The organism is Variovorax sp. KK3 (assembly GCF_001984055.1).
Classification (GTDB): Bacteria; Pseudomonadota; Gammaproteobacteria; order Burkholderiales; family Burkholderiaceae_C; genus Variovorax.
In genome coordinates, this window is sequence record NZ_LYVO01000038.1 from 31,439 (window position 1) to 43,762 (window position 12,324).

Genomic DNA, 12,324 nt, shown 5'->3' on the forward strand with positions numbered 1-12,324 from the left:
CCGGTTGAAGAAGGGCGGGCGGCTCGGGGCATTGTGCGCGTGCCGACCGGGCCGGACAAGGCGGATCAGGCCGTGGATGCGGACCGAGTCGCGGGCCTGGACGCGGCCGTGGAAGCCCGCTCGATCAGCTGGAAGCCGAGGTCGACGATCGGCTCGGCCGCGCGCTCGCCGCGGCAGCGGGCCAGGATCATGCGGGCGGCCAGCGTGCCGATGCCGGGCCCGTCGACGTGCACGGTGGTGATCGACGGCACCGTGTGGGCGCTGAAGTCGGCATTGCCGAAGCCGCAGACGGCCAGGTCTTCCGGCACGCGCAGGCCACGCGCCTGGGCCTCGACCAGCACGCCGCTGGCCAGCGTGTCGGAGCTGCAGCACACGGCCTCGAGCTTCGGCTCCTTCTCCAGCAGCTCGGCGAGCGCGCGGCGGCCCAGCGCCAGGCTGCTGGGCGCCGGTACCACGGCCGTCGGCACGTCGCGGCCCATGGTCGCGACGAAGCCCTCGCGCCGCTGCATCGCGCGGTGGTCACTGCCGGTCGCGACGCCGACCTTCTTCCAGCCGCGCGACAGGAAAAAGCCCGCCACCGCGCTGCCGACCTTCAGGTGCGAGAAGCCGACCACCATGTCGACCGGCCGGTCGCTCAGGTCCCAGGTCTCGACGACCGGGATGCCGGAGCGGCGCAGGCGCTCCTGCGCGCGCGGGGATTGCACCAGGCCGGTCATGACGATGCCGTCGGGCTGGCGGCTGATCATCGCGTTGAGCACCGCTTCCTCGCGCTCCGCGTCGTAGGCGGTCTGGCCCAGGATGACCTGGTAGCCCTCGGCGGCCAGCGCCGTGGTCAGCGCCTGCACGGTCGGCAGGAACTGCGACACCGAGAGGGCAGGGACGATGCCCGCCACCATCAGGCTGCGCTTGGACTTGAGTCCGCCGGCGAGCAGGTTGGGGATGTAGCCCGTCGCTTCGACCGCCTGCTGCACGCGCGCCTTGGTCTTCTCCGACACCACGCCCGGATTGCTGAGCGCGCGCGACGCCGTGATGAGCGACACGCCGGCCGCCTTGGCGACGTCGTGCAGAGTGACGGTCTTGAAGGGAACCGGGGCGTTCATGAAGGGCGGGCAGCGGCGGATGGGTGCAGAGAATACCGCAGGCTCGGGGCGACGGGGTCGGGTTGACAACGTTATCAGCGGCGGGCGCGATATTGTGTGGCCTACGCGGAATTGCTGGCGTTGCAGGGCGAACGTTGTCTGCTCGATTCCGGGTAAACCCCGAGTTCGTTGCGTTGACCCTCCAAAATGACAACGCTATCATTCTTCCAAGGTGACGCCGCGCAGCATTCGTAAGGTGGTTGCGGCTGGCCCGCTTATCGACGATGCTGACGAAGTGCCTGCGTCGAACCGAGAAATGACAACGTTATCAGATCAATCCAGGAGACCCGCATGAAGAAACTCTTGACCACGCTTTCCTTCGCCATGGCTGCTTTGTCCGCGAGCGCGCAGGCCTGGCCCGAGAAGACGGTGACCTTCGTCGTCCCGTTCCCACCCGGCGGCTCCACCGACCAGGTGGCCCGCGCGATGGCCCCGCGCCTCGGCGAGAAGCTCAAGCAGAGCTTTTTGGTCGACAACAAGGCCGGCGCCACCGGCACCATCGGCGCCACCTTCGTGAAGCGCGCCCCGGCCGACGGCAACACCTTTCTCGTGACCTCGCTTGGCCCGCTGGTGATCGTCCCGCACCTGGTCAAGGGCCTGCAGTACGACGCGCTCAAGGACTTCGACCTGATCACCGTGGTCGTGCAGTCGCCCAACGTGCTGGTGGTGCCGGCGAATTCGCCGCACAAGAGTCTGGCCGACGTCATCGCCTGGCAGAAGGCCAACCCTGGAAAGATGAGCTTCGCCTCCGCCGGCAACGGCTCCAGCGACCACCTGACGGCCGAGCTCTTCTGGCAGCAGACCGGCACCCAGGGCGTCCACGTGCCCTACAAGGGCGGGGCGCCGGCGCACACCGACCTGATGGGCGGGCAGGTCGACGCCTCGTTCCAGAACGTCAACTCGGTGCTGCAGTACATCAAGGCCGGCAAGATGCGCCCGTTGGCCATCACCAGCCCGAAGCGCTCGCCGGTGCTGCCCGAGGTGCCGACGCTGGCCGAGGCCGGCGTGAAGAACGTCGAGGTCGCGTCGTGGCAAGCCATCGTTGCGCCCAAGGGCCTGCCGCCCGCCGTGCGCCAGAAGGCCCACGACGCCTTCGTCGAGGCGATCGCCGACCCGAAGGTGAAGGACCAGTTCACGTCCATCGGCTTCGAGATCGTCGCCAACACGCCCGAGCAGTTCGCCACCTTCCAGCAGGCCGAGTACGCACGCTGGAAGAAGGTGATCGAGACCGGGAAGATCACGATCGATTGATCCGTACCTCGCCTGCCGCCAGCCGCCTGCTCCAGCCCCTTCAACAGCGCCCACCCATGACCGCCTCCGCTTCCTCCTCCGCCGACAGCATCGCCTGGATCCGCCTCTCGTCGTGCTACCTGCCGTTGGCCAACCCGATCAGCGACGCCAAGGTGCTGACCGGCCGCCAGAAGCCGATGACCGAGATCGCGATGCTGTTCGCCGAGATCGAGACCAAGGACGGACACCGCGGCCTGGGCTTCAGCTACTCGAAGCGCGCAGGCGGGCCCGGCCAGTTCGCGCACGCGAAGGAAATCGCGCCGGTGCTGATCGGCGCCGACCCGAGCGACATTTCGAAGCTGTGGACGCAGCTGTGCTGGGCCGGCGCCTCGGTCGGCCGCAGCGGCATGGCGGTGCAGGCCATCGGCGCCTTCGACGTGGCGCTGTACGACCTGAAGGCGCGCCGCGCGGGCCTGTCGCTGTCGAAGCTGCTGGGTTCGCAGCGCGACTCGGTGCGCTGCTACAACACCTCGGGCGGCTTCCTGCACACGCCGATCGAGCAGCTGGTGGTGAACGCCGCGGCCTCGGTCGAGCGCGGCATCGGCGGCATCAAGCTCAAGGTGGGGCAGCCCGACGGCGCGCTCGACATCCGGCGCGTCGAGGCCGTGCGCAAGCAGCTCGGCGACCAGGTGCCGCTGATGATCGACGCCAACCAGCAGTGGGACCGGCCGACCGCGCAGCGCATGTGCCGCGTGTTCGAGCCGCTGGGCCTGGTGTGGATCGAAGAGCCGCTCGATGCCTACGACTTCGAAGGCCACGCCGCGCTGGCCGCCACCTTCGACACGCCGATCGCCACCGGCGAGATGCTGACCAGCGGCATCGAGCACGGCGAACTGATCCGCCATCGCGCCGCCGACTACCTGATGCCCGACGCACCGCGCGTCGGCGGCATCACGCCCTTCCTCAAGATCGCCGCGCAGGCCGAGCAAGCCGGCCTCGGCCTGGGCCCGCATTTCGCGATGGAGCTGCACGTGCACCTGGGCGCGGTGTATGCGTCCGAGCCCTGGGTCGAGCATTTCGACTGGCTGGAGCCGCTCTTCAACGAGCGACTGGAGATCAAGGATGGCCGTATGCTGGTGCCGACCCGGCCGGGCCTTGGCCTCAGCCTGAGCGAGCAGGCCCGCACCTGGACGCGCGAGAGCGCCGAGATCGGCCAGCGCCCCTGACCCGGCGACCCTGGAGCCCCACGATGAACGACACCGCCGACGCCGTTACGGCAGCACCCCTCTACATCACCATGCACGAGCGCGACAACGTCGCGATCGTGGCCAACGATGGCGGCCTGCCTGCGGGCACGGTGTTCCCGTCGGGCCTGGCGCTCGTCGAGAAGGTGCCGCAGGCGCACAAGGTGGCGCTGGTCGACATTGCCGAAGGTGGTGAGATTCGCCGCTACGACGTGGTGATCGGCTACGCGCTCAAGCCCATCGCCGCCGGCAGCTGGGTGCACGAGCGGCTGCTGCGCATGCCGGCCGCGCGTTCGCTCGAAGGCCTGCCCATCGCCACCGTCAAGCCGCCGCCCCAGCCTGCGCTGGAGGGCTACACCTTCGAAGGCTTTCGCAACCCCGACGGCTCGGTAGGCACGCGCAACATCCTGGCCATCACCCAGACCGTGCAGTGCGTGGCCGGCGTCACCGACTTCGCGGTGCAGCGAATCAAGTCCGAGCTGCTGCCCAAGTACCCCAACGTCGACGACGTGGTGGCGCTGGAGCACGGCTACGGCTGCGGCGTGGCCATCGACGCGCCGGACGCCATCGTGCCGATCCGCACGCTGCGCAACATCAGCCTCAACCCCAACTTCGGCGGCGAAGTGATGGTGGTCAGCCTGGGCTGCGAAAAGCTGCAGCCCGAGCGGCTGATGCCGCCCGGCACCATTCCGCTGGTGGACGAGCGCAACGTGGCCGACGTGGGCGACAGCGCCGACGCGAAGCTCGACGTCGTGTGCCTGCAGGACGATGCGCACGTCGGCTTCATGTCGATGGTGCAGTCGATCATGCGGCAGGCCGAGGAGCACCTGGAGCGCCTGAACGCGCGCCGTCGCGAGACGGTACCGGCCAGCGAACTGGTGGTGGGCGTGCAGTGCGGCGGCAGCGACGCCTTCTCGGGCGTCACGGCCAATCCGGCCGTCGGCTTCTGCTCCGACCTGCTGGTGCGCGCCGGCGCCACGGTGATGTTCTCGGAGGTCACCGAGGTGCGCGACGGCATCGACCAGCTGACCTCGCGCGCGTCCACGCCGGAGGTGGCCGAGGCGATGATCCGCGAGATGGCCTGGTACGACGCCTACCTCGATCGCGGCCGCGTCGACCGCAGCGCCAACACCACGCCGGGCAACAAGAAGGGCGGGCTGTCGAACATCGTCGAGAAGGCGATGGGCTCGATCGTGAAGTCGGGCTCTTCGCCGATCTCGGGCGTGGTGGCGCCCGGCGAGAAGGCGCGGCAGAAGGGACTGCTGTACACCGCCACGCCGGCGTCGGACTTCATCTGCGGCACGCTGCAGCTGGCCGCGGGGATGAACCTGCACGTGTTCACCACCGGCCGCGGCACGCCCTATGGGCTGGCGCAGGTGCCGGTGATCAAGGTGGCCACGCGCAGCGACCTGGCGCGCCGCTGGCACGACCTGATGGACGTGAACGCCGGGCGCATCGCCGACGGCCAGGCCACCATCGAGGAGGTGGGCTGGGAGATGTTCCGCCTGATGCTCGACGTGGCCAGCGGCCGCAAGAAGACCTGGGCCGAGCAGTGGAAGCTGCACAACGCGCTGGTGCTGTTCAACCCGGCGCCCGTGACCTGATCCGTCTCTAGACCCATCCCCTGCGAGCAGCACATGCGCAGGCGGGCCGCCAGGCCTGCCGGGCGATGCTTCGCCATGCCTGTACGCCCCGCATCCTTCAAATCTTCGAAGCCTGTGTTCAACCCCTGGAAGCCGACACCACCATGAAGCCGCACGTTCTCCAGCTCAACCCCATCCTGATCCCCGCGATCAACGAGCGCCTGGAAGCGCTCTACACCGTCCACCACCTGTATGCGCAGGCCGACAAGGAGGCCTACGTCCGCGAGCACGGCGCATCGATCGAAGGCGTGATCACCGGCGGCCATACCGGCATCACGAAGGCGCTGATGGCGCAGCTGCCCGCGCTCAAGGTGGTGGCCGTCAACGGCGTGGGCACCGACGCGGTGGACCTCGACTACGCGCGCAGCCGCGGGCTGGCCGTGACCGCCACCTTCGGCGCGCTGACCGAAGACGTCGCCGATCTGGCCATCGGCCTGCTGATCGCCAGCTGCCGCGGCATCGGCGCGGGCGACCGCTTCGTGCGTGCCGGCAACTGGGTGCGCTTTCCGCAGCCGAGCAGCATTCCGCTGTCGCGCCGCTTCAGCGGCATGCGCGTCGGCATCGTCGGCATGGGCCGCGTCGGCCGCGCGATCGCCGTGCGGGCCGCGGCCTTCGGCTGTGCCATCAGCTACACCGACCTGCGTGCGATGGACGACGTGCCGCATCGCTTCGTCGCCGACCTGGTCGCGCTGGCGCGCGACTCCGACGCACTGGTGCTGGCCGCGGCCGCCGACAAGGCCGAAGGCATCGTCGATGCCCGCGTGCTCGACGCGCTGGGGCCGCAGGGCTTCCTGGTCAACATCGCGCGCGGCCGGCTGGTCAACGAGCCGGACCTGGTCGCAGCGATCGAGGCCGGCCGCATCGCCGGTGCGGGCCTGGACGTGTTCGTCGACGAGCCGCACGTGCCCGAGACGCTGCGCAACTCCGACCGCGTGACGCTGCAGGCGCATCGCGCCAGCGCCACGGTCGAGACGCGCACCGCCATGGGCGAGATGGTGCTCGCGAGCCTGGCGCAGGGGCTGGCCGGGCAGCGGCCCGAGATGAGCCTGACGACCTGAGCCCGGGTCACTTTCGACTTCGCCACTTTCTTAGCACTCACACCGCAAACGCCCCAAGAAACATCGACATGAAGAAGCTCACACGCATCGCCTCGTTCGCGCTCGCCGCCTTTGCATGCGGCACCGTGGCCGCGCAGGCCACCTATCCCGCGAAGCCCATCACCATCGTGATCGGCTCCAGCCCGGGCAGCACCACCGACGGCCTGGCGCGCGCGGTCGGCCAGCAGATCACCAAGGAGACCGGCCAGGCCGTGGTGGTCGACAGCCGGCCCGGCGCGTTCGGCGGCATCGCGGCGCAGATGGTGGCGCGTGCGGCGCCCGACGGCTACACGCTGTTCATGACCACCAACACCACCCAGGCCGCGAACCCGCACCTGGTCAAGAACCTGCCTTACAACCCCATCAAGGACTTCGCGCCCGTGGGCCAATTGGTGCAGGGCTACATGCTGATGGTGGTCAACCCGGCAGTGAAGGCCAACAACGTGCAGGAGTTCGTGGCGCTGGCGAAGAAGGAGCCGGGCAAGCTGTCCTTCGGATCCGGCTCGTCGTCGGCGCGCGTCGCGACCGAGCTGTTCCAGCACATGACCGCGACGAAGCTGAACTACGTGCCCTACAAGGCCAACCCGCCCGCCGTGCTCGACCTGGTGGGCGGCCAGACCGACGTGATGATCGTCGACCTGACGACCAGCCTGCCGCAGGTCAAGAGCGGCAAGCTGCGCGCGCTGGGCCTGAGCAGCCCGAAGCGATCGAGCCTCGTGCCGAACATCCCGACGATCGCCGAGCAGGGCTTGCCGGGCTACGAAGCCAGCTACTGGAACGCGCTCTACGCGCCGGCCGGCACGCCGGCGCCGCTGGTGCAGCGGCTGAACGAGCTGATGCGCAAGGCCATGGCGACCGAGCCGGTGCGCCGCTTCGTCGCCGACAACGGTATGGAGGTGACGCCGACCTCGCCCGAAGAACTCGCGCGCTTCCAGGTGGCCGAACTCGAGCGTTGGGGCCGCATCATCAAGGACGCGGGCATTCAGCCGGAGTGATGCCGCGCGGCACGACGGCGTGAGCGCGGTGGCGAGGTGTGGGATTGCCATGACCTCGCACGTCATCGACCCGCGAGTGGCTTGCGGAGAACATTTCATCAACCCGCGATGTTGCGGGTCGCCGAAACAAGGAGCCGCACATGAGCAGCAACGCCATCACCCCCGAAGCCGCCCGCATCGCCGAGCACTACATCGCCGCCTGGAACGAGACCGACGCGCAACGCCGCCTGGGCTTGCTCGAGCAGCATTGGACTTCCGACGCCACCTATGTCGACCCGGTGATGCAGGGCAGCGGTCTGGCCCAGATCAACACGCTGATCGGCGGCGTGCACCAGCGCTATCCGGGCTTTCGATTCGCATTGAAGGGGCAGGCCGATGCGCATGGCGACCACCTGCGCTTTTCGTGGACGCTGGGCCCGAGCGGGGCCGAAGACCTGGTGGAGGGCACCGATTTCGTGGCGCTCCAGCGAGGGAAGCTGCGCGCGGTGACGGGCTTCCTGGACAAGGTGCCGGTCGGCGCCTGATCGCGCCGACCGCCGGACTAAAAAAAACTCAGCTGCTGCGGTACTGGGCCCAGGCCAGGATCACCGGCAGCACGAGCTCGGGCACCAGGTAGCCGATCCAGACGGCGTGCGGGGTCGGAAGCCCGACCTGGCTGATGGACACGAGCCGCCCGACGGCCGCCAGCAGAACGCCCAGGGCGATCAGGTAGACGAGGGTGCTCTGCTCGCGAATCGCGATGCCGGTCCAGATCGCGATGAATCCGGTGGCGAGATAGACGCCGGCCATGAAGCGGTGCACGTTGTCCAGGCGGGGCGTGGTGTCGGGTTGGCCCAGGTACATCTGCAGGCAGCCGCCGGTGACGGCGATGGCGCCGATCATGAAGAGACAGATGCGCGCGACGAGCTGAGAAGTTTCCAGCGGAGTGCTGTGAGGCATGTAGATACCGTAGATGAAAGAGTTGAAAAGTGCAGCCGACGACGTGAAGCGGCGAGTGGCTGCGAACGGAGAGCGGCCAATCTAGCGAGGCGATGGTGCTGTCGCAATGCCGTGTGCGGCGGTCTGCCAACTATTTCGTTGGGGTGTAGTAGGAATGGGTGCGCCGAAAACCGCGCTCTGTTGCGGCGCTTAAGCCAATGATCTACAGCTTCGCAGAAGTGCGCATTCGACGGGGCCGCATCAGGGCCGCCGCCGATGCGCGCTCACCGCGTGCGCGACTCGGCCTCGCGCCGCATCGCCGGCCAGGCTGCCGTCGTCAGCGCGCGCAGTGCCCATTCCACCGGCCCGTAGCGAAAGCGGCCGAGCCACCATCGGCTCGCCACCATCTGGCAGCCGAACAAGCCCAGCGCCACAAGCACGCTGCCCAGCGGCGACACCCGGCCCATGAGCCCGAAGCCGTAGCCGGTGAAGACCAGCGCACAGACCAGCGATTGCGCCAGGTAGTTGGACAGCGCCATGCGCCCGGCCGGGGCCAGGACTTGCGCGATGCGCAGGCCCGCCTTGCGCTCGAACAGTGTCATCGCCATGCCCATGTAGGCCGCGCTGAGGAAAGGCGCCGTCACGAGGCTCACGCCCAGTCCGGTCAGCTCCCAGCCCGTGCCCTGGCCCCACAGGGTGGCGGACGCATAGAACATCGCGCCCGGCAAGCCCACCGCCAGGCCCCAGGTGATGAGGCGCGGCCACAGGCTGCGATAGGCGTCGAGCTGCGCGAACACGCGGCGCCGGCCGGCCGCGGCGCCGACCATGAACATCGCGAACGCGCACGGTCCTTGCACCAGCACGACGACCCACCACGCGTTGCCGAGCTCGCGCACGCGCTGGCCCACGATGTCGGCCGTCGAGCCCAGCCAGAACTTCTGTGCAGCTGCCGCGCGCAGCGTCGGGCCGGCCAGGTCGACGGGCTGGCCGTACATCGATTGCACGAGCCCCATCGACACCAGCATGACCGCCGGCAGCAGCGTGAACACGCAGGCCCGCCGGAACGCCTGCCGCTCGCTCTGCCGGCGCACCACGAGCAGCAGGAGCCCCAGCACGGCATAGGTGACGAGGATGTCGCCGTGGTAGAGCCAGAACGCATGGGCCGCCCCGAGCAGCAACAGCCCGAGCAGCCGGCGCAGCATGCGCGGCACGAAAGCCGCGCCGCCCTGCTCGGCCGCATCCATCTGCAGCACGAAGCTGTAGCCGAAGAGGAAGGAGAAGAGGATGTAGAACTTGGTCTCGAACAGCGCGCTCGCGAGCCAGCGCACCAGATGATCGATGGGCCGGTTGTAGAGCGGATCGGGCACGGCGCCGGCGTAGTAGGCCGAGGCGAAGGTGGCGATGTTGACGATCAGGATGCCCACGAGCGCGAAGCCGCGCAGGGCATCCAGATGCAGCAGGCGGGTCGGTTGCGTCGGCGTCGCGGCATCGGCTTGGGAACTCATCGAGCCGATGGTAGACGCCGGTGTGCGCGTTGCCCGTGAGGGCTTACGCCGCGCGGTCCTATCGGATCGGGTTCCGGAAGCTGATGTTGAGCAGGTTCCAGGCCGTGATCACCGAGATCGCGAAGCCCAGCTCCGCGATCTCTTCATCCGAGAAGTGGGCCCGGAGCCGCGCGAACTCCTCGTCGCTCGGGTCCTGCTGCGGAATGGCCGTCACGATCTCGGCCCAGCGCAGCGCGGCACGCTCGCGCTCGGTGAAAAAGGGCGCCTCGCGCCAGCCGGCCACCGCGTTGATGTGGCGCGCGTCGACGTCCTGCTTGACCAGGTCGCGCCAGTGCATGTCGATGCAGAAGGCGCAGCCGTTGATCTGCGAGACGCGCAGCACCATCAGCTCGTGCAGGCGCGCACCCAGCAGGTCCTTGCGCACGGCGCCGGAGAGTGCGTAGAGTGCCTTGAAGGCCTTCGGGGCGAGTTCATGAAAAGGGAGGCGGGGAGCGTGCGACATGGTCGATTCCTTGGCGTCGGTGGTGGACTGCCGCACCCTGCGGCCTTCCATGCACTGAAGACGCACCGGCCCATCCGTTTGTGACATCGGCTCATGCGCGATGGGCTGCGCCGGACATCGCGGCACCGGGCCGAACGGGAGCACACTCGGGCATCCCCCCAACACCAAGAGGAGACAGCCATGGCCAAGACGCGCATCGAACACGACCTGCTGGGTGATCGCGAAGTGCCCGACGAGGCCTACTACGGCGTCCACACGCTGCGGGCCAAGGAGAACTTCCAGATCTCGGGCACCACGATCTCGGCCTTCTCCGAACTGGTGGTGGCGCTCGCCTCCGTGAAGGAAGCGGCGGCCCAGGCCAACACCGAGCTGGGCCTGCTCGCACCCGAGCTGCGCGACGCGATCGTGGCGGCCTGCGAGGAGATCCGCCGCGGCGCGCTGCACGACCAGTTCGTGGTCGACGTGATCCAGGGCGGCGCCGGCACCTCCACCAACATGAACGCGAACGAAGTGGTGTGCAACCGGGCGCTCGAAATCCTGGGCCACCAGCGCGGCGAGTACCAGTACCTGCACCCCAACGAACACGTCAACATGGCGCAGAGCACCAACGACGTGTACCCGACGGCGATCCGCATCGCCACCTGCTTCGCCATCGAGCGCCTGCTGGCGGCCATGCAGCACCTTCGTAATGCGTTCGCCGCCAAGGCGGCCGAGTTCGCGCACCTGCTCAAGATCGGCCGCACGCAACTGCAGGACGCGGTGCCGATGACCCTCGGCCAGGAGTTCTCGACCTACGTCGTGATGATCGAGGAAGACATCCTGCGCCTCACCGAAGCCTCGGCCCTGATCCGCGAGATCAATCTGGGCGCGACCGCGATCGGCACCGGCATCACGGCTCATCCGGAATACGCGGGCAAGGCGCTGGCGGCGCTGCGCCGCATCACGGGGCTGGATTTGTCGACCGCGCCCAACCTGATCGAGGCGACGCAGGACTGTGGTGCTTTCGTGCAGCTCTCCGGCGTGCTCAAGCGCATCGCGGTCAAGCTGTCGAAGACCTGCAACGACCTGCGGCTGCTGTCGAGCGGGCCGCGCTCGGGCCTGGGCGAAATCAACCTGCCGCCGATGCAGGCCGGCTCGTCGATCATGCCGGGCAAGGTCAATCCGGTGATTCCGGAAGTGGTGAACCAGGTCTGCTTCGAAGTCTTCGGCAACGACCTGACCGTGACCTTCGCGGCGGAAGGCGGACAGCTGCAGCTCAACGCCTTCGAGCCGATCATCGCAAGCGCGTTGTTCCGCAGCTTCAAGCACCTGACCAACGGCTGCACGACGCTGGCCGACCTGTGCGTGAAGGGCATCACTGCCAACCCCGACCGGCTACGAGAAAGCATCGAGCGCTCCATCGCGCTGGTGACGGCGCTGAACCCGATCATCGGCTACAAGCAGGCGACCGAGGTGGCCGCGGAGGCTTATGCCAACGGCACCAACGTGCGCGAGGTGGTGCTGCGCCGCAAGCTCATGACCGAGGCCGAACTGGAGGATGCGTTGCGCCACGAGGTGCTGACGCAGCCGCGCGCTTACGAGCGCGCGTCCAAGGCCGGCTGAACGGGTCGGCTGAACTCGAGCGTTGCTTTGCTCGATCGCCGAGCCGGGCCTTCAGGCCGGCTGCGCGAGGCGGGCCAGTTCGTCCGAGATCTGGTCCGCGCTGGTCGGCCGCACGACGCGGCCCAATTCGCGCCCGTCGCGCATGAAGACCAGCGTGGGCCAGAGCTTGATGCCGAAGGAGCGGCCGAGCGGGCGCCCGCTGCCGTCTTCGACCTTCAGGTGACGCAGTGTCGGCGCCGAGGACAGCGCCTTCTCGATGATCGGCTGCGCGCCCTTGCAGATGCCGCACCAGTTCGCTCCGAATTCGACCACCGTGGCACCGGAGAAGGCGTCGACCTCGGCGCGGGTCGGCTCGTCGCTTGAGTAGGGCTTGTTCATGTGGCGATTCTGGCCCCGCGGGCGAAATCGCGCTGGCGCGCCGATGTCGTCGCCCGATGTCAGTGACGGCC

At 68.5% G+C, this 12,324-nt stretch carries 12 protein-coding genes; 7 read left to right on the plus strand and 5 right to left on the minus strand.

What is annotated here, in order from left to right:
- Positions 1–65 precede the first annotated feature (65 nt).
- The gene (locus B0W80_RS18780; protein ID WP_077000673.1) at positions 66–1,100 is read right to left on the minus strand and encodes a LacI family DNA-binding transcriptional regulator; all 1,035 of its coding nucleotides are present in this window, start codon (positions 1,098–1,100) and stop codon (positions 66–68) included.
- A 330-nt stretch (positions 1,101–1,430) separates the two neighbouring features.
- On the opposite strand from B0W80_RS18780, the gene B0W80_RS18785 reads away from it, so the two are divergent.
- The 6 genes from B0W80_RS18785 (at position 1,431) to B0W80_RS18810 (ending at position 7,872) form a co-directional block, all read left to right on the plus strand.
- Complete coding sequence (locus tag B0W80_RS18785) at positions 1,431–2,390, plus strand: tripartite tricarboxylate transporter substrate binding protein (RefSeq protein ID WP_077000674.1); 960 nt, start codon at positions 1,431–1,433, stop codon at positions 2,388–2,390.
- 56 nt (positions 2,391–2,446) lie between these two features.
- Complete coding sequence (locus B0W80_RS18790; protein WP_077000675.1) at positions 2,447–3,595, plus strand: mandelate racemase/muconate lactonizing enzyme family protein; 1,149 nt, start codon at positions 2,447–2,449, stop codon at positions 3,593–3,595.
- A 23-nt stretch (positions 3,596–3,618) separates the two neighbouring features.
- Positions 3,619–5,217 carry a galactarate dehydratase gene (gene garD / locus B0W80_RS18795; protein WP_077000676.1) on the plus strand — a complete coding sequence of 533 codons (1,599 nt, stop codon included), beginning with the start codon at positions 3,619–3,621 and terminating at the stop codon, positions 5,215–5,217.
- A 143-nt stretch (positions 5,218–5,360) separates the two neighbouring features.
- The gene (locus tag B0W80_RS18800) at positions 5,361–6,314 is read left to right on the plus strand and encodes a 2-hydroxyacid dehydrogenase (RefSeq protein WP_077000677.1); all 954 of its coding nucleotides are present in this window, start codon (positions 5,361–5,363) and stop codon (positions 6,312–6,314) included.
- Between the two features lie 68 nt (positions 6,315–6,382).
- The gene (locus B0W80_RS18805; protein WP_077000678.1) at positions 6,383–7,348 is read left to right on the plus strand and encodes a tripartite tricarboxylate transporter substrate binding protein; all 966 of its coding nucleotides are present in this window, start codon (positions 6,383–6,385) and stop codon (positions 7,346–7,348) included.
- Between the two features lie 140 nt (positions 7,349–7,488).
- A complete protein-coding gene (locus B0W80_RS18810; RefSeq protein ID WP_077000679.1) occupies positions 7,489–7,872 on the plus strand; it encodes a nuclear transport factor 2 family protein in 384 nt (127 codons plus the stop codon).
- Between the two features lie 28 nt (positions 7,873–7,900).
- Here B0W80_RS18810 and B0W80_RS18815 read toward each other — a convergent pair whose 3' ends face one another.
- The 3 genes from B0W80_RS18815 to B0W80_RS18825 form a co-directional block, all read right to left on the minus strand.
- A complete protein-coding gene (locus B0W80_RS18815; protein ID WP_077000680.1) occupies positions 7,901–8,287 on the minus strand; it encodes a DUF4345 domain-containing protein in 387 nt (128 codons plus the stop codon).
- Between the two features lie 263 nt (positions 8,288–8,550).
- Complete coding sequence (locus B0W80_RS18820) at positions 8,551–9,771, minus strand: DUF418 domain-containing protein (protein ID WP_077000681.1); 1,221 nt, start codon at positions 9,769–9,771, stop codon at positions 8,551–8,553.
- Between the two features lie 58 nt (positions 9,772–9,829).
- Positions 9,830–10,273 carry a carboxymuconolactone decarboxylase family protein gene (locus B0W80_RS18825; protein ID WP_077000701.1) on the minus strand — a complete coding sequence of 148 codons (444 nt, stop codon included), beginning with the start codon at positions 10,271–10,273 and terminating at the stop codon, positions 9,830–9,832.
- 180 nt (positions 10,274–10,453) lie between these two features.
- Between B0W80_RS18825 and aspA the strand changes: the two genes are divergently transcribed.
- On the plus strand, positions 10,454–11,875 hold the full coding sequence (aspA, locus tag B0W80_RS18830; protein ID WP_077000682.1) for an aspartate ammonia-lyase: 1,422 nt from the start codon (positions 10,454–10,456) through the stop codon (positions 11,873–11,875).
- A 51-nt stretch (positions 11,876–11,926) separates the two neighbouring features.
- On the opposite strand, the gene B0W80_RS18835 is transcribed toward aspA, so the two are convergent.
- Complete coding sequence (locus B0W80_RS18835) at positions 11,927–12,253, minus strand: thioredoxin family protein (protein WP_077000683.1); 327 nt, start codon at positions 12,251–12,253, stop codon at positions 11,927–11,929.
- Positions 12,254–12,324: the final 71 nt, after the last annotated feature.